The following is a 20,746-nucleotide window of genomic DNA, read 5'->3' on the forward strand; positions in this document are numbered from 1 at the left end:
CAGTATCAATCAAACAGCCTGGAAAAATGGTTTTCAAGATGGTTGCGCATGGCATTGCGGAACATTTCGGGTGAACCGTTTTCAATAATTTCCACCAATCCCCTGTGCGAGACAAAACGTTTGTTGTTGATCTGTTTTTTCAATAAACCGCTGTGGTGCACATAATCAAAAACGGGGAGCAACATACGCTGGAATTTTCGCAGGGTTTCATTACCGGTTATTTCATACAGCTTGCCGTGAAAAGCAATTTCATGCTCAATATTAAACAGGTAGTCCTGTGTTGCGTCCGGTTCTTTTCCCACGATTTTTTTTAACTCAGCCAGGTCCTCCGGTGTAATGCGTTGAAAAATAAAATCAGCCATCCCGATTTCGAGGATCAACCGCAATTCAAACATGTCCCTCAGCGTATCCTGATCCAGGACATGCGGGCTCATGCTTTTTCCGATGATACCGAATATGTCGGGGCTGGTGATAACAGCGCCTTTTTTCTTTTTGGATTCTATCAATCCCATTACCCTCAGGCGTAAAAGGGCTTCACGAATAACCGTTCGGCTTACTCCAAGGCTTTCTGCCAGTTCAATTTCTTTCGGGATGGAATCACCCACTTTCAACTTCCGGTCTTTGAGCAGCTGGACAAGTTTGGCTTCCACTTTATCTACCAGTGAGCTGGTATCAACAGATTTGAAATCTTCAATTAATGCACTGAAAGCCATCTGGTAAAAAGGTAATTTTATTAAATAAACAGAACCGGTATTCCCGCCGGAACCTCAAGTCTTACATAATACGAATATACAATTGATGAACGGAAGATTTGTTATCACGGGGTTATTATTTGCCTTTTTATGGGCGTCAGCTGCAACAGCCACAAAGATCGGGCTTCAGTCGGCACAGCCATTTACCCTTGCTTTGGTGCGATTTATGATCGCGGGTGGCTTGATGATATTCATTTCAAATATCATTCTTCAGAATCGACTTCCCCGTAAACAGGAATGGAAAGGCATTGCCATATATGGACTGCTTAATGTAACCATTTATCTCGGTCTTTACGTGCTGGCCATGCAATCCACTTCGGCAGGCATCGCCAGTCTGGCCATTGCCATCAATCCTGTACTGATCAGCCTCATGGCGTCCGTACTATTTAAATACAGGTTCACCCCAGTTTCAGTTATCAGCCTTTTACTTTGTTCTGCCGGTGTGCTCATTGCTGCCTGGCCTTTACTGAAAAACAGTTATGCCACACCGTTAGGATTAACCATTCTGCTGATTAGCATGGTTGCCTATTCTGGTGGTGCGATTTATTATACCAGGCAACACTGGCATGAACTGGATGTGTTGACCATAAACGGGTGGCAGACAATGTTGGGCGGATTGTTCCTTTTGCCCGTGGCCTGGTGGTTCTACCAGCCTGAGAAAAACCTGTTCGACCCAAGATTCTGGGGAGGAACGCTCTGGCTGGCAATACCCGTTTCCATAGGCGCTGTCCAGGCATGGATGGTTCTTCTGAAGCAAAACCCGGTTGCTGCCGCCTATTGGCTCTATCTCTGTCCAGTATTTGGATTTATCATTGCATCAATGGTATTGCATGAACCAGTCGGTTTGTACACAGTGGTTGGTGTAACACTTGTGATCAGCGGGCTCTACCTCGTACAGCGGCTGGCATCAGCCAAACCGGAAAAGCAGGATCAGGTTAAGGACATAAATGGCTAAGATAAGCGCTGCATCCCATGCCAGTATAAACCGCTTGGCCCTGGTTTTCATATTCAGACCGATGATGATCACTGATGCCATAATAATGGTTGACAATACTGATACCAGGTTGATTTCCGCCGCGTCTTTCAACAATAGTCCCTTTGTATAAAAAACATCATCGATGGCCAGGATCAGAATATTGAAGAGATTACTTCCCAACAGGTTGCCAATGGCAAGGTCAATGGCTCCCATTCTTACACTGGATATAGAAACAGCCAATTCCGGTAAGGATGTTGAGGTAGCCAGGAATAAGGTTCCCACAACTGATTTTGTCATTCCGGTCTGTTCTGCGATTTGCTCCCCAAAATAGGGGAGGGCCAGTGCCGTTACGACAATGATGATGGCATAAAAAACATATGCTTTTATCGCTTTTGCTAAATTGACCTGGTATTGGTTTTGAACTTTTTCAACAGCAAATCCCTCACCGCTTTTTTGTTGCTCAAACAAATATATCAGCCGCATGGAGAAAAAATAGATGATGCCGAACAATACGCTGGACAAGCCTATCCATGGCGAAAAAGTGAATTCCCAGGGAAGAAATAATCCAAACCCTACAAGAGTGAGTAATATGACTCCAAGCACAGCTGATAATACATGGGAGGAAGATGCAAGGCTGAAAATCGGTTTCCGGTCTGGAACAAACAAATCCATGGCAGCCAGTATAAACAGGTTGAAAGCACAACTGCCAAGAACATCACCAACTGCAAGGTCTGCAGATTCAACGATCGCCGCAGAACTGATTCCCACCATCAATTCCGGAAGTGAAGTAACCGATGCCATCAGAACCAAGCCGACCCAGGCCTTGCCCCATCCTGACAGATCAGCAATAATATCCCCGTAAAGGGACAGTTTCTTTCCCGCGAAAAAAATGATCAGGGCACAAATTGCATAACCAGCAAAAGGTATCAGCACCTGCATTAAAGCGATGGTTTTGCATTTCCGGCATCAACCCCTTTCAGGAATTTGATCAGTCCATTTACATAGGTTTCCTGGTCATCATACATACTCATATGGCTGCCATTGGGGCAATACAGGTTAGTTCCGTTTTGCACCTGGCTTGCCATCCATTTCATATGCTCAGGGTCCATGGTATCATGTTCTGCACCAATGGTCAGGGTGGGTACCAACAACTTCGGCAGGTCCGCCTTGCGGTCCCATTTTTCAAGCTTGCCGGAAATGCCAAATTCGCTGGGGCCCTGCATGGTAACGTAGAGCGACTGGTTTATTTTTCCAAGAGATCTTGTCATCGGCTCCGGCCATTGGTCAAGAGGTAAGCGGCATATGTGTTTGGCATAGAAATTTGGCATCAGCAACTCCATGTATTTGGGATTGGAAAAATCCTTTTTCGCCTCGATCTGGCGGATGGTGTCCAGCACTTTAGGATCCATTTGTTTAGCCAGCACTTCCGCCGCGTAGCGACCATAATCCGGACAGCTCGACATCATATTGGAAATGATGAGTCCTTTCATATTGTCCTGGTATTTCAAGGCATATTCCGTTGCCAGGATTCCCCCCCATGAATGTCCAAGCAGGAAAAAATTATTCCTGTTCAGACCAAGTGCACTCCGCACCTGTTCCACTTCCTCCACATAACGGGGAAGGTCCCACATAGCCGTATCATTTGGATTATCGGAAAGGCCACAACCCAGCTGATCATAATAAATAAATTCAATGCCTTCGGCAGGAAGAAAGCTCTCAAAACATTCAAAGTATTCATGTGTTGCGCCGGGTCCGCCATTTAGCAGCAACAGTTTGATTCGTGGGTTATTGCCGAACCTTTTTGTCCAGACCTTAAACGCTCCCCGGGGTGTCTGGACTGTTAGCATTTTTATTCCGCCGGTCTTAACACCGGATTCATTGTCTGTAAAATAGGTATCTCCGGATGCTGCTGGAACCTTATTTTCAGACTGGTTGCTGCAGGCGGAAAAAACGACAAAGATCCCAAGAACTATAAGTCCATAGCTGAATAACCTCTTCATATCTTATCGATTTTTTATTGACTGTAATTGAACAAAGGCATTACCTATATGCTGGATGATATCACTGGCGAGCACGGACTCCATTCCTTTTTGCAGGCTGGCCAGTTCCCCGGCAAGTCCATGCACATAAACCCCCAGCAGGGCCGCCTGCTCCGGTGCATAACCACGCGCCAGTAAACCGGTAAGCATGCCCGTTAGTGCATCACCGCTGCCACCTTTTGCCATGGAAGCGTTGCCGCTGAAATTGAACCAGGCCCGGCCTCCGGGCATGGCAATAAAACTTCGGTGGCCTTTGAGGATGATGATATGCTGATGTTTTTTAGCCAGCTCAACAGCTTTTTGTAAGCGGCTGAAATCGCTGGTATGGGGTCCTGTCAGCCTGTCAAATTCTTTTGGGTGCGGCGTTAAAATAGAAAAGGGGGGGAGGGAAGACCACCATCCCGGGTTATATGAGAGCAGGTTCAGGGCATCGGCATCCCATACCATGGGCTGTTTGTACTGGCGAATAATATCTTCCAGCAAGGAAGCGGTTGAAACATTGGTACCGATCCCCGGCCCGCATCCAATACTCCGGTAAGGGCTAAGGTCAGGAACTTTCCCCTCCTGAATATCAGTTCCCTGTACTATGGCCATGGCTTCAGGAACGGAAGACTGGATAATAGGTAACCCTGTTTCAGGTACCATGCTGGTGAGTAGGCCGGCGCCGGCACTGAGGCAGGCCCTGGCGGCCAGAATTGCCGCGCCCATTTTACCATGGCTTCCTGCCAGCAGTAATGCATGACCGAAAATTCCCTTGTGCGAAAAGGCTGCCCGAGGTTTTAAAATGCTGGCGGCAATAGCCTGGTCCACCATTTCATACATTGGCTGGATGGCCTGAATAAAATGAGGAGAAAGGCCAATATCCAGGATCGCCACCTGCCCGAAATATGGTGCATTTTCTGCCAGCAGCAGGGCGGTTTTATAGCACTGGAAACTTAGCGTAACAGATGCCTTCACACAAACACCTGGAAGGGTTGACGCATCGGTAAACATCCCGCTTGGCATATCGATGCTGATGACAGAGTTGGAAGAACCATTGAGCAGGCTGATCAATTCTGCCATTCTGCCCTCCGCGGGGCGGTTCAGGCCGGTACCGAGCAATGCATCAATGATGATGATCTCTTCCGGGATATCCGGAAGGGGGGCACCGGGTTGAAGGAAATGGATGTTGACGGGTAAAATATGCAGGCGCTGAAGGTTCTGCTGAAAGTCCTGGGTGCCCAGGTGTCCGAATTCCAGGATGAATACGTCAACCGGACGTTGTTTTTCGTGCAGCAACCGGGCAATGGCAAGGCCATCGCCGCCATTATTACCCTTGCCGCAAAAAATATAAAACTGCTGTTGCTGAAGGAGATGGTTAGATTCAAGCCATCCGACACATTTTTCCGCTGCCCTTTCCATCAGGTCGATTGGAGCAATCGGTTCATTTTCCATGGTGAAATTATCCCATGCCCTGACTTGTTCGGCTGATAAAACTACCATACCGAAATGTACAAAAAAAAGCTCAAGAGAACAGCTGATTACTGTGATCCTCCGGCGGCAATGGTATTGGCAGGATCGCTGTCGGATTCCTGGAAAAGGTTATTGCTCTGGCGGTAATCACCGAAAAGATCGCACAATTGTTTGGCGCGGTAAATACCCCGGTTGTATTTATTGCCCAGCAGGATAATGGTTGCTTTTTCCTCCGGAAGACGGATGAATACCGTGTTATTACCATGCCACCAGCCATTGTGGTAAACGATCTTTCTACCATTCTCCACCTCGGTCAAACGCCAGCCCAGTCCATAATTGCGGGTGCCGGATTTTTCATAACTGTATCCAGTAAACGCAGCTTCCAGGGTTTCGGGCCTGAAGAGTTTTCCATTGTAAAGGGCCTGGTCCCATTTCAACATATCACGAACCGTGCTGTAAATATTTTTATCGCCATACACCAGATCCATGAATTCAAGTCCGTAGCGCCGATTATTCCATTCGAAGGAGGGAAGGGAACTTTTTTCATCTTCCGCACGGAAAACATAACTGTCGTACATCTCCAACGGTATGAAAAATGTTTCTTCCATGTATTCATGGTAGGACTTTCCGGAAACTTTTTCAATGATCAGGGCCAGCAGGGCGTAGTTGGTATTGCAATAGCTGAAACGTTTCCCAGCCGTGAACTGGATCGGGGGATGCATTTTATACAAAGAAGCCAGCACATCCAGGTTGGTTGCCATTTTCTTTTTGTCCCACTTATATACATCAAGATAATTGGTATAATTGGGCAGGCCACTGCGATGATTCAACAGCATTTTAACGGTCACATCCTTGTACGGAAACTTGTCAAAATAAACAGAAAGTTCATCGTCCAGGCTGAGTTTTCCTTCTTCCCACAATTTTAAGACAGCCATACCGGTGAAGGTCTTTGAAACCGATGCCAGGTGAAAGGCATCGTGTTCGCCGAGAGCATAATCCTTCGTGATGACATCGCGGTATCCCTTATAACCCTCTGAAATGATTTCACCGTTCCTGGCAATCAGGTAGGACCCGTTGAATCCCCGGCTGCCGAAGTTTTTATCGAAGAATGCGTTGATAGAGGATTGATACCTGGCCACTTCGTCTTTGTCCGCATGCGCAAATGATGCAGACATTACTGGTACCGGTGCAGGTTTAACCTCAGTATTTTTACCGGCATTCTGATGGCAGCCATACAGGCCTGCGCAAGCCAGGAGTAGTTGTACGAATCTGTTTTTCAAACGGTTACTTTTTCTGATAAGGATGTGGATTCAACAAATATAACGAACAAACTATTTCAAATTGTATACAATGGTGCATATTATGGGCATAAATTATGCCATAAAACCGGGATATTTGCATATAGCAAGCAATAACCATGGAAGCAAAAACAAGTTATCCCAAAGACAAAATCAACATTTTATTTCTTGAAAACATCAGCGACAAGGCCGTAAAAAATTTCCAGAATCTGGGGTATGCATCCGTCCGTAAACTCAGCGGGGCATTATCGGAAGATGAACTGATAAAGGAAATAAAAGACGTCCATCTCTTAGGAATCCGTTCGAAAACCCAGGTTACCCAAAAAGTACTGGCTGCCGCCACCAAACTCCAGGCCATCGGTGCATTCTGCATCGGGGTGAACCAGATTGATCTGAAAGCCGCCACCAGGGCTGGTGTCGCCGTTTTCAATGCACCTTATTCAAATACCCGTTCCGTGGCAGAACTGGTAATCGGATTGTCAATTATGCTAATCCGCCGTATTCCTGACAAAAACAAGGCTGCCCATGAAGGTATCTGGATGAAAGATGCCAAAGGCAGTTTCGAATTAAGAGGCAAGACCCTCGGAATCATCGGCTATGGCAACATAGGCACCCAGGTAAGCGTACTGGCCGAGGCCCTGGGTATGAAAGTGATTTTTTACGATACGCTGACCAAACTTCCCCTGGGCAATGCCATTGCCGGCAAAAGCCTGAAAGACGTTGTTTCCCAGGCAGATATCGTTACCCTGCACGTTCCTGATACCCAAACCACCAGGAACATGATCAATAAAACCACCCTGAAAAACTTCAAAAAAGGCAGCATTTTACTGAACTATGCCAGGGGTGAAGTGGTTGACCTGGATGCTCTCCGGAAATGCCTGGTGGATGGTCAGCTAAGTGGTGCAGCGATTGATGTGTTTCCCTGGGAGCCGGAAAAGAATGGAGACAGGTTCCAGACACCGCTGCAGGACCTGCCAAATGTGATCCTGACACCCCATATCGGCGGATCAACTGAAGAAGCGCAACAGAATATCGGTGAAGATGTGAGCATGAAACTGTTCCAATACCTGGAAGCCGGCAACAGTTACGGTTCCCATACGGTTCCGCCATTGAGCCTGCCGCCACAGGAAGGAACCCACCGGATCCTGCACATCCACAACAATGTACCGGGCGTGCTTTCTGCCATCAACACACAGCTCTCCAAACATAAGATCAATATCCTGGCCCAATACCTCAAAACCAATGAGGAAATAGGTTATGTGGTTCTGGACGTGGACAAAAAATTGTCAAGCCAAGCCCAGAAATTACTTAAGGAAGTAAAAGAAACCATCAAAGTGAGGTTGCTCTACTAATAAGTGTACGCTTTCAAAAGCCTGCCAGAATCCTTCGGCAGGCTTTTTTGCTTTATTTACCCGTCGGGTGGCACCCGACGGGTAAATAAAGCAAATTCAGCCCACAACAAGATTTAATATGCTGATTATGAGAGATTCAGTTTTTCACCCGTCGGGTGGCACCCGACGGGTGAAGTGCATTCTGATATCAATCTATTTAACATAATATAAATTATAACACCAAATTGATTAAAAAAAGCGGCCGCATAGCGGCGGCCGCTTTTGAAAATATCAGGCGTTACAGATTAGTGTGTCTTGTCAACATTGTTGAACTTCTCCTCATATATCTTCACTTTATCCTTATTCTGCTTGTTGTCATAAATGGTGATCAACAGATCGTACGCATCTTTCAGGTAGCCTTTGTCTTCCATTTTAAGTTTTCCCTGGGCTCCCAGCAGTTCATCAACTTTTTCAAAGAAAGGAACCGCAGCATCGAATTTCTGGGCGATCAAACCACGCAGTTCTTCTTTTTTCTTCAGCTCTTCGGGCTTCAGCCTGCCACCAGCCGGCGGACGAATTGCTTTGTTCTGGTTATTATAATCCACCCCCTGGTTGTACTGGATCTGTCCCAACACCAGGTAGGCCGCTGCATAATCAGGCTTTTCGGCAACCACTTTTTTCAATTGCTCCTCAGCCTTGGCAATCAGCTCAGCAGAGTTTGCCGGGCGCTGGGCCAGTTCAGGCTTATAACCCTCAGAATACATTTCCACCGCATAATTGTAACGGATGGATGTATTACCGGGATCTCCGGCCAGTACAGCTTCGTATTTTTTGAACAATTCTTCCTTGTTGCCGGCGTCACGCGCCATGTCCAGTTCATATGCCGGCCAGAATGAATCGGCAGGATAAACTTCCTTACCCAGGTTCAGGTATTTGGTAGCGGTAGCTGCGTCTTTCTTCTGGTTGTAAAAATGATCCACCAGCCATTTATAGATTTCAACCATGCCTTCGCCGCTTACTTTGGCATCAGCCAGTTTTCCGTAATAAATGGCAGCATCTTCCCGCTTGTTGGATTTCTCCGCGCTGATACCGGCATACAATACCACGGTAGTATCCAATGCAATATTGCTCCATTTTTTCTCCGCCATGTATTCGCTGACAGTCAGGCAATTCTTGAAATTGTCATAAGCCGGCTCAAAACGGTTGGCATTATAATCATCGGCACCAGCCTTAAAATAGCCCTGGTAAATATCCATGATAGGCTTGTAGTTATCCAGCTGCAGGAATAATAACTGGCCCTTATCATCCATGGCAACATACTGTTTCAGGGTTTCAAAAGCCGTCCACCTTGCATTGGGGGTTGCCGCTGCTGCAGTGGGATCCTGTGCAATTTCACTATAGATTTTAGCCTTTGTATACCAACCTTCCAGGTTTTTGGCATTCTTTTCATCGGCCAGGAACTGGTCGATCTGTGCCTTTGCCTCTGTATACTTTTTTGACTTTAAATTGTCCTTGATCTTGTCCAGTTTTTGGGCAGAAACTGCCAAAACAGCTGAAGCAAACATCGTAGTTAATAAGAGCTTTTTCATCAGTCCTATGTTTTGTTTGAAGGTTTAGTTACGAATTTATTCAGATGCATTTTCTTCAGTAGTGGTTGTGTCCCCTGATTCATTCGACTCACCATTCACATTTCCTTCACTTTGTACACCGCCTTCGGTTTCTTCAGGAATCGTTTCCTCTTCAAATTCATCCAGTTTGGTGATCGCCGCGATTTCGTCATTTGCCTGCAGGTTGATTAGTTTCACACCCTGGGTAGCCCTTCCGGCTTCCCGGATATTGGCGATGGATGTACGGATGGTCAGACCACTCTTACAGGTAATCATCAGGTCTTCTTTTTCGGATACATCCAGGATTCCCACCAGCGGACCAGTCTTATCTGTAACACTGATCGTTTTCACACCCTTTCCGCCTCTGTTGGTAATCCTGTATTCATCCACCGGTGTCTTTTTGCCATAACCTTTTTCACTCACCACCAGTACCGACTTTTCTGCATCGTCCTTTTTGACACATATCATGCCAATTACCTCGTCATTTTCCTCATCAACCTCGATGCCGCCAACACCAATTGCACCACGACCGGTCGGACGCACTTTTTCTTCCGGGAACCGAATGGCCCGTCCGCTCTTGATGGCCATGATGATCTCGCTGTTTCCATCGGTCATACGGGCATCCAGTAACTGGTCGCCTTCAATGATGGTAATGGCATTCACACCGGTCTGGCGCGGACGGCTGAAATCTTCCAGCAGGGTCTTTTTGATAATCCCCTTCTTGGTACAAAGTACAATATAATGTTGTTGTACAAATTCCTTATCATCAAGGTTCGACACATCAATGATGGCCCTTACCTTATCATCCGGCGGCAACTGCATCAGGTTCTGGATGGCCCTTCCTTTGCTGTTTTTCTCACCTTCCGGAATTTCATACACTTTCAGCCAGTAACATCTTCCCTTTTCAGTAAAGAAGAGCATGGAATGATGGGTCGATGCAACGAAAATATGTTCAATATAATCTTCGTCCCTTGTCTTGCCTCCCAAAGCACCACGGCCCCCGCGGCGCTGCTGGCGGTATTCGGTTGCGGATGTACGTTTGATATAACCAAGGTGCGAAATAGTGATCACCACGTCTTCCTCGGCAATGAAATCAAGAATATTCATTTCATTGGCCAGATAGGTAATATCAGATTTGCGCGGAGTTGCAAATTTATCCTTTACTTCCTGTAATTCTTTTTTAATTACATCGTAGCGCATGCCTTCGTTATCAAGCAACTCCTGCAGGTGGGCAATCAGTTTCATGAGTGAATCATACTCCTCGCGGATCTTGTCGCGTTCCATCCCGGTAAGCCTCTGCAAACGCAGTTCCAGAATAGCTTTTGCCTGGATATCATCCAAGCCCCAGCCGGCATTCACCAGGCTTTCCCTGGCGATATCAGGCGTGGCGGAGCTGCGTATCAGGGCAATTACTTCATCGAGATGGTCCAGGGCGATAAGATACCCCTGAAGTATATGCGCGCGTTTTTTCGCCTCTTTTAATTCATATTGCGTGCGGCGAACCACCACTTCATGGCGGAACTCCACAAATTCGCTGATCAGGTCTCTCAGGTTGAGGGTCCTTGGACGGCCCTTCACCAAAGCCACATTATTGATACCAAACGAGGTCTGCAGTTCGGTGAACTTGTACAGTTGGTTCATCACAACGTTTGCCACTGCATCGCGCTTGAGGTCGATCACAATACGGGTTCCTTCCTTCTGGTTGGATTCGTTGTTCACATGCGCAATGCCCTCGATGGTTTTTGACACCACCAACTGGCCGATTTTATCACAAAGTGAATCACGGTTTACCTGGTAAGGGACTTCAGTGATAATGATCTGTTCGCGACCGCTAGCCTTTGTATCAATGTGCATTTTACCCCTGAGCACCACCCGGCCATGGCCGGTCAGCAAGCCCTGGCGCACACCATCCATTCCCCAGATGGTACCACCTGTAGGGAAATCAGGCGCCTTAACATACTTGATCAGATCTTCTGCCGATATGTTGCGGTCATCAATATAGGCGATACATCCATCCACCACTTCCCCAAGGTTGTGGGGCAGCATATTGGTGGCCATACCAACCGCAATACCCGTTGAACCGTTGACCAGCAATTGCGGGATCCGGGTAGGTAGTACGGTGGGTTCCTGTAGCGAATCGTCGAAGTTTAGCTGAAAATCCACTGTTTCTTTTTCAATATCTTCCAGCATGGCTTCCGCTATCTTGTGCAGCCTGACTTCCGTATAACGCATGGCCGCCGGTCCGTCACCATCCTGACTGCCGAAGTTTCCCTGCCCGTCGATCAGGGTATGCCGCATGCTCCATTCCTGGGCCATACGCACCATGGTAAAATAAACGGATGAATCACCATGCGGGTGGTACTTACCCAATACTTCCCCCACCACGCGCGCGGATTTCTTATAGGGCTTTCCTGAGTTGATCCCCAGGTCATTCATGGCATATAAAACCCTGCGGTGTACCGGTTTCAATCCATCCCTGACATCCGGTAATGCCCTCCCCACGATTACCGACATCGAATAATCGATGTAAGCGGTTTTCATCTGCTCCTCAATATTGATCTGGACAATACGGTTCGTATCATTAGTTTCCAGTGGCGTCTGATTTTCTTCCATGCTTAAAAAAATTAACCTTTTTGTAAGGTTTCTTGTTAATCTGAGATTGACCTGTTTAAAGGTGGGCAAATCTACCGTTTTTAAGGCGCAAAACCTTAACAAAACAGCCATTTTTACCCCATTTTTTCCACCATCCGAACCAAGCCTTTTATGTAATTTTATGAGCCTGTGAAAACGCTTACCTTATTCCTTACCACAAAACAGCAGATATATGCAACAGTACAGGTTGTTGCGCAGTAACAAAGAGACGGGGCCATACACCTGGCAGGACCTCAAAGACCTGCCCCTGAAGGCTTATGACCTGGTTTGGGTGGAGGGAAAAAGTGCTGCGTGGCGGTATCCTTCCGAAATAGAAGAATTCAAAAGCTTCGCACCGGCAGTTACAGAAGACCTGTATATCCAGTTTCACACCCCGCCTTCCGGCAGACACCAGGAAGAAAATGCTCCTGCCAGGGTAATGAGCGTTACAAAAACACCTCAGAAAAAATATGTTTCTGTAATCCTTCCTTCACCGGTGGATAAACCTGTAGAAAACAAAGCGCCCGCAACGGTAAGCGACTTCAATGGATGGAGTGGTATCCTGAAGGAACCCAGGGCCGGTTCGGAGAATATCATCAGCACAGAAACCATTTCCAGGTCAGGCAAGATAACAGACACGCTGGCCACGGTTGCTGCTGTGGATACTGTCCTTCCCATAACTGCGGAATCCTCTCCCCTTCCTGAAAAGTACAACCGGTATTACATTGCATTGGCAGTATTGATCCTGCTGGCGGTTGGAATTTATTTCGGCAGAAACGAAATACCATTGTTAAACAGGTATTCCGACAATGGCGGATCCCGGGAACAAAACATGGTGATATTAACCGGGAATGAATCACCAGCCAACGATGAAGATGTTGAATGGAGAAAAAAGGTTCCTGAACTGAAATCCAACCCGGCTCTTGATTTCGCCGCATTAAAGCGGTATGTTTCCGTTCAGTCCGGTGAGTTTTCCGTAGGATTCTTTGGCGGTATTTCAAACCTTGAACTAAGGGTGACCAATACTGGAAAAACAACTCTGGATAATATTGTGATCGCAGTCGACTTCCTGAAAAAGGATAAGTCGGTAACTCACACAGAGATGGTAACAATAAAATCCCTCCGCGCAAACCGTACCATAACGGAAACTGTTTCAGGGAACAGGCAGGGTATTGCCATCCGTACCAGGATTATCAGCATTAACGGACTGAATGCGCCATAGAACTTATCCACCTTTTCTTTAGTTGGCATGAAGGTTGGATAACTCGTTTTCAATTATCCGTACCCGTTAGAATTGTAAAACGGGAAATTATGAACAGATCCAACTGGGTACTCATGGGTACCATCGCAGCAGTTACCGCACTGGAAACAGCCAAGGACAGGAATAACTGCACCATCAAAGGCCGGGTTATGCCCGCTGTTGCAGTCAGGAATATCTGGCTGATCCAGGACCGGGACACAATCGTTTCTACCTGTAATGAAAGCCGGTTCCGACTGGCCGTAAAACCAGGACGCTATTCTGTATTGATTGATGCTGTTGCGCCTTACCGCGACCAGCGTTGGTCCGACCTTGATCTCTCTGAAAACAATACGGTTGAACTTGGCAATATTGAACTGGTTCAATAAGGATTTTATTTTTTAACCATTAAACATTCCTTTATGCCGATTGTGAAAGTAATTGAGGTTATTTCCTCTTCAGAAAAAAGTATTGAAGATGCTATCCAGAACGCTGTGACCGAAGCATCAAAAACTATCAGGAACATTGACTCGGTTTTTGTAAAAGACATCAAAGCCCATGTAAAGGATGGTAAAATCGCCACCTATGGAGTCATCTGCAAGATTTCCTTCCGGCTCGATTCATGATTGATTCTTAAAACGAGGTCCGGTTACGCTTAGTATCAGGACCTTGTTTTAAGAATATTCTGAAGATGATTTATACCGTTGTTTTCAGACTTACCTGTTTACCTCAAGTTCCTTGTCCGCCAGTACCCTGTACCCGATATCCCGAAAGACCAGACGATATTTCCCGGGCTGCAGGAATAACCAGTAATATCCATCTGAATCAGTTATATAGGTCTGGTCTGCCGGCACCAGTATGTTGAAATTCTTATCCGTTGCTTCTGACGCATAGTATGCCTGAACCAAAAACAATTGTTTTTCCGTTGGCCGGACGGGCACTTCTTTCCTGGCACCACCCAAATTCAACCAAACCGGCCGGTTATGTGTCCACTTGACTGGAGGATGTATCAGTTGCACATCATAGAGGTCATTTTCAAGGAGACTTACCGGCATGTTTTTGCGGAACGCAATGACCGCTTCGGTTTGTTTATATTTCTGCGCCAGTAATTCATAAAAATATCGCCCATATTCAAAATTGCTGCCCTCAGTCAGTTCAGTCTGGTCAATGGTGAAAGGGTCGATACCGGTAAGTTGCCTGAAGGTGGCAGCCATGGGTATATAGGTTTCCCCGATTCTTTTTTCACTGATATGTGCATGACCTGCCAGCACCAGCAGTTTTGCCTCCGGGTCAGACCTGAAAATGCGTGAAAGGTGTGCAGCCTGGATGGCATCCCTCCCACTGCCGGTATGCTCATGGGCCAATGTATCTTCATAGGGAACCAGCCTGAATCCCAGGTCGCGGGCTTTTCGTAACAACTCTGCTGCTACTGGTTCTGCCGCATGATATCCGGTGCGTATATTGATCTCCGTAAGGCTTTTATCGGGTCTGTTGTTCAGCATTTCCAGTGCGAGATAACGGAACCCGAGCTTGTAGAATTCATCCAGCATGCTGAGGGTAAATGCGCGGTGAACCGGCTGGTGGTGTGATTCATTGATCATAACCACTTTTTCATTGCGGGCCCTTGCCAGTATGTATTCGCGGGCATCCCTGAACTGTACGGTCCGCATGGTATCGATATAGTTCCTGGCATCCAGGTAACCGGCAGCCGGCATGGAGTCGTAAGCCCTGATAGCATAATTGGCGGCGGATGCGTGGTCGCCGGCAAATGCGAAATGCCGCGACAATGCTTCTGTCGCGCCAACGTAATCGTCCATATCCTTGCTGCCTGCGCTATCCCGCCTGCCGGTATTAAGGTATTGGTACAATGGCTGCAGGTAATGTATGGTTCCCCGGTAATAAAACGGATTCCCTGCTGCCGAAGAATCATTCAGAAGAGCATGTTCCCTGGCACTGTACTGCACCAGTTGTGGTACCTGCACCGGCAACTGCTGGCTCATGGCTTGTGTGGCAGGAAATATAAATAGCGATACACAGAGAAACCATTTCATGCTGCAAATAGAACCCAATAAAATCGTTAAGGCTGTTAGTAAATGTTTAAAACTTTCCCTGTACCAGTATTTCGAATAATTCTGCCATGCCTTCAGTGGCCGGTGCTTCGATGGCGGTAAGATTCGACAGGCCCTGGGCATAAGGTATCTTTTTATCGATGATGAAAGTTGGAATACCATAGGGTGTTTCGTTCACCAGTCCGGCTGCGGGATATACCACCAGCGAGGTGCCAACCACAACAAAAATATCAGCAGACCTGACCAGTGGGACAGCTTCTGCTATCCTTGGAACGGGCTCTTCAAACCATACAATATCCGGTCTCCAGGGTGCTCCGTCCGGTGCAAGCGCACCAGGTGGCATATCTTCATGGATTTCCCTTACCAGCCCCGGATCCATTTCACTGCGCATTTTAAGGATCTCACCATGCAGGTGAAGTACTTTGCGGGAACCGGCCCGCTCATGCAGGTCGTCAATATTCTGGGTTATGATCTGTACGTCAAAATAATCCTGAAGATCTGCGAGTAACTGATGAGCCTTGTTGGGGCGCGCATCCATCACATTCCTGCGCCGCATATTGTAAAACTCCAGCACCAGGGCCGGGTCCCTCCTCCATGCACGCGGCGTGGCAACTTCCTCAATATCATACCCCTCCCATAACCCGTCACTGTCGCGAAAGGTCCTGAGTCCGCTTTCCGCACTGATTCCGGCCCCTGTTAATATGATGAGTTTTTTCATTCTCCGGCTAATTCCAGTATAATATCCCACTCTTCTGCTGTGACGGGTTGCACGCTGAGACGACTTAGTTTTATCAGTGCCATATTGGCCAGCCGTGGATCTGCTTTCACCCGGGCAAGCGGTACCGGATTTTTCAGTTTTCTTACCGGCTTGAAATCCACTACTACCCAGGCATCTTCTGTAGTGGTCGGATCCTGGTAAAACTCCTTCGCAACTTCCGCAATGCCAACGATCTCCACCCCTTCATTGCTGTGATAGAAAAAAGCCAGATCGCCTTTTTTCATTGCTTTCAGGTTGTTGCGGGCTGCATAATTACGTACTCCGTCCCAATAAGTTTTTTTATCAGCCACAAACTGGTCCCAACTGTATTTGAAGGGTTCGGATTTAATTAACCAAAATGACATAGTGGTTTTGTAATTTGTAGTTAGTGGTCAAAGGGCCGATCATTTTACCAGCCACTGGCGAGGACGTCGGCGATGTGCATGGTTTTAAGCGGCAGGCCTTTTTTGCGGATATAACCATCAAGGTGCATCAGGCAGGACAGGTCGGTTGAAATGATGCATTCCGCACCGGTTTGAAGTGCATTGTTCACTTTCTGGTCGGCCATACTGATTGATATCGGTTCATACTTGATGGCAAATGTCCCGCCAAAACCGCAGCAGGTCTCATTGTCCGCCATCTCTACCAGATCAAGTCCTTCCACATTCGACAACAATTTCCTGGGACCTTCCTTGATCTTACATTCCCGCAGCGCAGCGCAGGAATCATGGTAGGTGGCTTTTACCGCCAGCCGGGCTCCCAGCTTTTCCACCTTCAGAACATCCACCAGGAATTCGGTAAATTCGTATGTGCGTGACCGCAAGTCGCGGACTTCATTGTGTACGGATGAGTTGTCAAAAATTTTCGGGTAGTAATTTCTTACAAAACCGGTGCAGGAAGCACTGGGTGCAACGAGGTAGGCTGAGTTGCTGATGTTCTCGCGTACGAATTTTTCACAAACAGCCTTGCTTTCTTCCCGGAAGCCGGCATTGTAGGCAGGCTGGCCGCAACAGGTCTGGTTCTCGTCATAGGAAACGGTACAACCCAGCTTTTCCAATACTTTAATCATATTGAAAGCCGTTTCCGGAAACAGCTGGTCAACAAAACATGGTATAAAAAGCCTGACGTCCAATTGATTATTTTTTAAAGCTTCTTTGCAGCGCAATCATTTTCAATGCGGTGATGGCAGCTTCTTCTCCCTTATGGCCGTGTTTGCCGCCAATCCTTTCACGGGCCTGCTCATCATTGTTTACAGTCAGCACACCGAATATAACCGGTACGGGCAGGCTGTGGTTCAGTTTTACCACTCCATCGGTTACCGCCTGGCACACGTATTCAAAATGCGGTGTATCGCCACGTACCACGCAACCCAGTGCAATGAATGCATGCGGCCTGCCATCGAGGTACTTCCTGGCATCCCAGAAGCTTTTAATGGCGAAAGGAATCTCCACCGCACCCGGAACGGTCAGCGTCAGGAAACTCTCGATTCCATTTTCATTAAACACGCGCCTGCAACCGGCTTCCAGTTCGTCGACAATGGCGGCATTCCATTCTGTTTTCACCATAACAATACAGGCATCCTTTGGAAGAATGCCTGTATCCAGTTTCAGTAAATTACTATTTCCAACTTCGGCCATTTCAATGGACAGTTTTGTTCCCGCCCGAAAGCGGGTGTAGGAAAATTATTTTGTTTCGCCAAGGCGTGCCAGGTACTTATCCACCTCGAAGCCTCTTTCGCTGCGGGGATATTTTTCCTTGATCGCTTTGTATGCTTCAATCGCTTCAGTGTTTTTCCCCATGCTTTCAAACAGGTAACCTGCGCGGAAAAGATATTCTGCAGAATTGAATTCGTCTTTTTCAAACAACCCGGCAGCTTCACGGTAGAGTTTTGCTGCTTCTTCCTTCTTGCCCTGCTCTGCATACGTATCAGCCAGCAGGCCTTTAGCCCTTGCGTTCACCTGCACGGCAGAGGTAGAAAAATCCTTCAGGAATTTTTCAGCATTCTGAAAATCACCCAGGCGCAGGTAGCTCGCGCCGGCGTAAAATTTAGCCAGGTTAGCGGCGGGTGTTCCGCTGTACTTATCAATAATCTTAATGAAACCCGGATTGGTTGCATCGCCATTCAGGGCAAGTTGCAGCGAATCCATGCGGAAATATGATTCTGCCCTGAACATCGCCTCATTGGCCTTGGTCAGTTTCGGACCGGAAATGAAATACTTATAACCAGCGATGGCACCTGCCAGGATCACAACTGCAGAAAGTCCAACGATGATATTTTTGCTGTTCTTCTGCCAGAAACCTGTAACCTTATCCACCACTTCGGTGTTTTCAACCTCTTCGAAAGTAATCTTGTTATCAGCCATGATTGTTTGTTATGTAATAATTAGTCAACAATAAAAGGATAGTTCTCATCAACATAAATGTCTTTCAGCACTTCGCTGTCATCAGGCCATGGGCTCTCTTCAGCAAATTTCACAGACTCTTCCACTTCGGCATCCACCCTCTTATTGATGGCATCAATTTCTTCCTGTGTAGCGAAATTGTTTTCTAGAATGGTAGCCAGCACCTGCTCGATCGGATCGCGCTGTTTATACTCTTCCACTTCTTCCTTGGTACGGTATTTCTGCGGGTCAGAAATGGAGTGACCTTTGTATCGGTAGGTTTTTATTTCGATCAGGGTCGGACCGTCACCCTCACGGGCACGCTTAACCGCACGGCTGATACTTTCATGAACTGCTTCAGGGCTCATACCGTCAATGGAATCAGCAGGCATTTCATAGGCATCGGCCAGTTTATAAATATCCACCACGTTGGAAGTTCTCTCCACGGATGTTCCCATCGCGTAATTATTATTCTCGCAGATAAAGATCACCGGCAGTTTCCAGAGCATGGCCAGGTTAAAGGTTTCATGCAGCATACCCTGCCTGGCAGCACCGTCACCGAAGAAGGTCAGGCAAACCGCGTCGGTACCCTTGTATTTTTCAGCAAACGCGATACCGGCACCTGTTCCGATCTGGGCGCCAACGATACCGTGGCCTCCGAAAAATCGCTCTTTCTTGCCAAAAAAGTGCATACTGCCGCCCTTACCCTTGGCGCAGCCGGTGGCTTTACCATAGAGTTCGGCCATACATGACCTGGCACTAATCCCCTTCGCAAGGGCCAGACCGTGGTCGCGATAGGCGGTGATAAACGCGTCTTCGGATTTGGTAGCAGTCATACAACCCGCAGCTATGGCTTCCTGCCCAACATAGGCGTGGAAAAAGCCACGGATCTTGCCTTCCATTTTGTATTTCTCTTCAGCCTTCAGTTCGAACTGGCGAATCAGCAGCATCAGCTCATACCAGTACAGATAGGTCTCCTTTGAAAATTTTGTTGCCACTTGTTTAGTTTTGAGACGGGCAAAGATAAGGGATTGAACCAATAACAGTAATATTGCAGCAATTTTGTTCTCCCTCAATTCCATATCAGTTTTCCAGTTCAAGAATTACCTGCAGCAGTCCTGGAATTTCTCTGAACGGGTGGTAGGAATCACCGGCCGTAACGGTACGGGTAAAACCAACCTGCTGGATGCCGTTTATTTTCTTTGCTTTACCAAAAGTTATTTCCAGCGTTCCGATGCCCAACTGGTGTACAATGGAGCTCAGGGCATGCGGGTGGCGGGGGAATTCACCAAACAGGGGCAGCTTTACCAGGTCAGCGGCCTGATCAGGGAAAACGGTAAAAAAGAATTCCAGGTCAATGGTTCCCCCTGCGAAAAGATGGCCGACCATATCGGCAATTTCCCGGCGGTGATGATCGCCCCCGATGATGTGCAGATCATTACGGAAGGCAGTGAAGAGCGAAGACGTTTTATGGATGCGCTTTTTTCCCAGCTCGACCACCAATACCTGCTGCAACTGATGCAATACAACCGCCTGCTGCAGCAAAGGAACAGCCTGCTGAAGCAGATGGGGGAATCCCGTCAGCGGCAGTTTGACCTGCTAGATGTGCTGGATTACCAGTTATCCGCACCCGCAGAATATGTTTTTGAAAAAAGGAAAGCTTACCTTGATCAGCTGATTGGCCTGGTAACTGCCCGCTATTATACGATCGCGGGTGAACAGTACGACCTCCAACTCAGGTATGAAAGCCCGCTGCTGGCCTCCGGTATCAGGCAGATCCTGGCCGGGAACCGGGAACGCGACCTGATGGCGCAGCGCACCCAGCTGGGTATTCACAGGGATGATATATCCATTAGCCTGGGCGACAAACCATTCCGCCAAACCGCCTCGCAGGGCCAAAGGAAAAGTCTCCTGTTTTCCCTGAAACTGGCCGAATTTGCCATGCTTAAATCAGACAAAGGCTTTCCGCCCATTCTGTTGCTGGATGATGTTTTTGAAAAGCTGGATGAGAACAGGATGCACAACCTGCTGATGGAAGTATGCGTGCAGAATAAAGGGCAGGTCCTGGTAACAGACACCCATCCCCATCGAATAAAGGACAGTTTTTCCGCCCTGGGCCTCCCCTATCAGGCCGTAACCAGCGGGCAATAAGGTTTTTAAAAATAAATGTGCACTAAATCCTGCCAGGAGCTAAACCGGCAATACTGTTTTGCACA

At 47.5% G+C, this 20,746-nt stretch carries 20 protein-coding genes; 6 read left to right on the forward strand and 14 right to left on the reverse strand.

Annotated elements, in window-relative coordinates:
- Window positions 1-5: 5 nt before the first annotated feature.
- Window positions 6-713 (reverse strand): FadR/GntR family transcriptional regulator, encoded by a 708-nt coding sequence (locus BC349_RS00800; RefSeq protein ID WP_187254848.1) that lies wholly within the window; start codon window positions 711-713, stop codon window positions 6-8.
- 85 nt (window positions 714-798) lie between these two features.
- On the opposite strand from BC349_RS00800, the gene BC349_RS00805 reads away from it, so the two are divergent.
- Window positions 799-1,707: a DMT family transporter gene (locus tag BC349_RS00805; protein WP_187254849.1), complete on the forward strand. Its 909-nt coding sequence runs from the start codon at window positions 799-801 to the stop codon at window positions 1,705-1,707.
- Here BC349_RS00805 and BC349_RS00810 read toward each other — a convergent pair.
- From BC349_RS00810 to BC349_RS00825, 4 genes are read right to left on the reverse strand one after another with little or no spacing between them, the layout of a single operon-like run.
- A complete protein-coding gene (locus BC349_RS00810) occupies window positions 1,660-2,667 on the reverse strand; it encodes a sodium:calcium antiporter (protein WP_187254850.1) in 1,008 nt (335 codons plus the stop codon). The genes BC349_RS00805 and BC349_RS00810 overlap by 48 nt on opposite strands.
- Window positions 2,667-3,728, reverse strand: coding sequence for a proline iminopeptidase-family hydrolase (locus BC349_RS00815; protein ID WP_187254851.1), 1,062 nt, complete (start codon window positions 3,726-3,728; stop codon window positions 2,667-2,669). The genes BC349_RS00810 and BC349_RS00815 overlap by 1 nt, the downstream gene beginning before the upstream one ends.
- 3 nt (window positions 3,729-3,731) lie before the next feature.
- A complete protein-coding gene (locus BC349_RS00820) occupies window positions 3,732-5,249 on the reverse strand; it encodes an NAD(P)H-hydrate dehydratase (protein ID WP_187254852.1) in 1,518 nt (505 codons plus the stop codon).
- 38 nt (window positions 5,250-5,287) lie between these two features.
- Window positions 5,288-6,499, reverse strand: coding sequence for a serine hydrolase domain-containing protein (locus BC349_RS00825; protein WP_187254853.1), 1,212 nt, complete (start codon window positions 6,497-6,499; stop codon window positions 5,288-5,290).
- Between the two features lie 137 nt (window positions 6,500-6,636).
- Here BC349_RS00825 and serA point away from each other — a divergent pair, with 137 nt between their 5' ends.
- Window positions 6,637-7,869 carry a phosphoglycerate dehydrogenase gene (serA, locus tag BC349_RS00830; protein ID WP_187254854.1) on the forward strand — a complete coding sequence of 411 codons (1,233 nt, stop codon included), beginning with the start codon at window positions 6,637-6,639 and terminating at the stop codon, window positions 7,867-7,869.
- A 284-nt stretch (window positions 7,870-8,153) separates the two neighbouring features.
- Here serA and BC349_RS00835 read toward each other — a convergent pair whose 3' ends face one another.
- Together BC349_RS00835 and gyrA are read right to left on the reverse strand one after the other, a co-directional pair.
- A complete protein-coding gene (locus BC349_RS00835) occupies window positions 8,154-9,437 on the reverse strand; it encodes a hypothetical protein (RefSeq protein WP_187254855.1) in 1,284 nt (427 codons plus the stop codon).
- Between the two features lie 36 nt (window positions 9,438-9,473).
- On the reverse strand, window positions 9,474-12,068 hold the full coding sequence (gene gyrA / locus BC349_RS00840) for a DNA gyrase subunit A (RefSeq protein ID WP_187254856.1): 2,595 nt from the start codon (window positions 12,066-12,068) through the stop codon (window positions 9,474-9,476).
- A 211-nt stretch (window positions 12,069-12,279) separates the two neighbouring features.
- Between gyrA and BC349_RS00845 the strand changes: the two genes are divergently transcribed.
- From BC349_RS00845 to BC349_RS00855, 3 genes are all read left to right on the forward strand, one after another.
- A complete protein-coding gene (locus BC349_RS00845) occupies window positions 12,280-13,308 on the forward strand; it encodes a hypothetical protein (protein ID WP_187254857.1) in 1,029 nt (342 codons plus the stop codon).
- Between the two features lie 89 nt (window positions 13,309-13,397).
- On the forward strand, window positions 13,398-13,712 hold the full coding sequence (locus tag BC349_RS00850; RefSeq protein ID WP_187254858.1) for a hypothetical protein: 315 nt from the start codon (window positions 13,398-13,400) through the stop codon (window positions 13,710-13,712).
- A gap of 33 nt (window positions 13,713-13,745) precedes the next feature.
- Window positions 13,746-13,949, forward strand: coding sequence for a dodecin (locus BC349_RS00855; protein WP_187254859.1), 204 nt, complete (start codon window positions 13,746-13,748; stop codon window positions 13,947-13,949).
- Window positions 13,950-14,039: 90 nt separating this feature from the next.
- On the opposite strand, the gene BC349_RS00860 is transcribed toward BC349_RS00855, so the two are convergent.
- The 7 genes from BC349_RS00860 to pdhA are packed head-to-tail and all read right to left on the reverse strand — an operon-like array spanning window position 14,040 to window position 19,528.
- Complete coding sequence (locus tag BC349_RS00860) at window positions 14,040-15,374, reverse strand: carboxypeptidase-like regulatory domain-containing protein (RefSeq protein WP_187254860.1); 1,335 nt, start codon at window positions 15,372-15,374, stop codon at window positions 14,040-14,042.
- A gap of 46 nt (window positions 15,375-15,420) precedes the next feature.
- The gene (locus BC349_RS00865) at window positions 15,421-16,110 is read right to left on the reverse strand and encodes an SIR2 family NAD-dependent protein deacylase (RefSeq protein ID WP_187254861.1); all 690 of its coding nucleotides are present in this window, start codon (window positions 16,108-16,110) and stop codon (window positions 15,421-15,423) included.
- Window positions 16,107-16,514, reverse strand: coding sequence for an EVE domain-containing protein (locus tag BC349_RS00870; RefSeq protein WP_187254862.1), 408 nt, complete (start codon window positions 16,512-16,514; stop codon window positions 16,107-16,109). The genes BC349_RS00865 and BC349_RS00870 overlap by 4 nt, the downstream gene beginning before the upstream one ends.
- A gap of 44 nt (window positions 16,515-16,558) precedes the next feature.
- Window positions 16,559-17,314, reverse strand: coding sequence for a (Fe-S)-binding protein (locus BC349_RS00875; protein ID WP_343063564.1), 756 nt, complete (start codon window positions 17,312-17,314; stop codon window positions 16,559-16,561).
- Window positions 17,286-17,786, reverse strand: a complete 501-nt coding sequence (gene ribH, locus BC349_RS00880) for a 6,7-dimethyl-8-ribityllumazine synthase (RefSeq protein WP_187254864.1) — start codon at window positions 17,784-17,786, stop codon at window positions 17,286-17,288. The genes BC349_RS00875 and ribH overlap by 29 nt, the downstream gene beginning before the upstream one ends.
- Window positions 17,787-17,831: 45 nt before the next feature.
- Window positions 17,832-18,512, reverse strand: a complete 681-nt coding sequence (locus tag BC349_RS00885; protein WP_187254865.1) for a YfgM family protein — start codon at window positions 18,510-18,512, stop codon at window positions 17,832-17,834.
- A gap of 20 nt (window positions 18,513-18,532) precedes the next feature.
- A complete protein-coding gene (gene pdhA, locus BC349_RS00890; protein ID WP_343063565.1) occupies window positions 18,533-19,528 on the reverse strand; it encodes a pyruvate dehydrogenase (acetyl-transferring) E1 component subunit alpha in 996 nt (331 codons plus the stop codon).
- Between the two features lie 64 nt (window positions 19,529-19,592).
- Here pdhA and recF point away from each other — a divergent pair, with 64 nt between their 5' ends.
- The gene (gene recF / locus BC349_RS00895) at window positions 19,593-20,681 is read left to right on the forward strand and encodes a DNA replication/repair protein RecF (RefSeq protein ID WP_187254867.1); all 1,089 of its coding nucleotides are present in this window, start codon (window positions 19,593-19,595) and stop codon (window positions 20,679-20,681) included.
- The last annotated feature ends 65 nt before the right edge of the window (window positions 20,682-20,746 follow it).

This window comes from Flavihumibacter stibioxidans (assembly GCF_014332695.1).
GTDB lineage: Bacteria > Bacteroidota > Bacteroidia > Chitinophagales > Chitinophagaceae > Flavihumibacter > Flavihumibacter stibioxidans.

Coding starts and splice junctions, on each gene's coding strand:
- BC349_RS00800 (WP_187254848.1), bottom strand. CDS start 713: ATGGCTTTCAGTGCATTAATTGAAGATTTCAAATCTGTTGATACCAGC.
- BC349_RS00805 (WP_187254849.1), top strand. CDS start 799: ATGAACGGAAGATTTGTTATCACGGGGTTATTATTTGCCTTTTTATGG.
- BC349_RS00810 (WP_187254850.1), bottom strand. CDS start 2,667: ATGCAGGTGCTGATACCTTTTGCTGGTTATGCAATTTGTGCCCTGATC.
- BC349_RS00815 (WP_187254851.1), bottom strand. CDS start 3,728: ATGAAGAGGTTATTCAGCTATGGACTTATAGTTCTTGGGATCTTTGTC.
- BC349_RS00820 (WP_187254852.1), bottom strand. CDS start 5,249: ATGGTAGTTTTATCAGCCGAACAAGTCAGGGCATGGGATAATTTCACC.
- serA (WP_187254854.1), top strand. CDS start 6,637: ATGGAAGCAAAAACAAGTTATCCCAAAGACAAAATCAACATTTTATTT.
- BC349_RS00835 (WP_187254855.1), bottom strand. CDS start 9,437: ATGAAAAAGCTCTTATTAACTACGATGTTTGCTTCAGCTGTTTTGGCA.
- gyrA (WP_187254856.1), bottom strand. CDS start 12,068: ATGGAAGAAAATCAGACGCCACTGGAAACTAATGATACGAACCGTATT.
- BC349_RS00845 (WP_187254857.1), top strand. CDS start 12,280: ATGCAACAGTACAGGTTGTTGCGCAGTAACAAAGAGACGGGGCCATAC.
- BC349_RS00850 (WP_187254858.1), top strand. CDS start 13,398: ATGAACAGATCCAACTGGGTACTCATGGGTACCATCGCAGCAGTTACC.
- BC349_RS00855 (WP_187254859.1), top strand. CDS start 13,746: ATGCCGATTGTGAAAGTAATTGAGGTTATTTCCTCTTCAGAAAAAAGT.
- BC349_RS00860 (WP_187254860.1), bottom strand. CDS start 15,374: ATGAAATGGTTTCTCTGTGTATCGCTATTTATATTTCCTGCCACACAA.
- BC349_RS00865 (WP_187254861.1), bottom strand. CDS start 16,110: ATGAAAAAACTCATCATATTAACAGGGGCCGGAATCAGTGCGGAAAGC.
- BC349_RS00870 (WP_187254862.1), bottom strand. CDS start 16,514: ATGTCATTTTGGTTAATTAAATCCGAACCCTTCAAATACAGTTGGGAC.
- ribH (WP_187254864.1), bottom strand. CDS start 17,786: ATGGCCGAAGTTGGAAATAGTAATTTACTGAAACTGGATACAGGCATT.
- BC349_RS00885 (WP_187254865.1), bottom strand. CDS start 18,512: ATGGCTGATAACAAGATTACTTTCGAAGAGGTTGAAAACACCGAAGTG.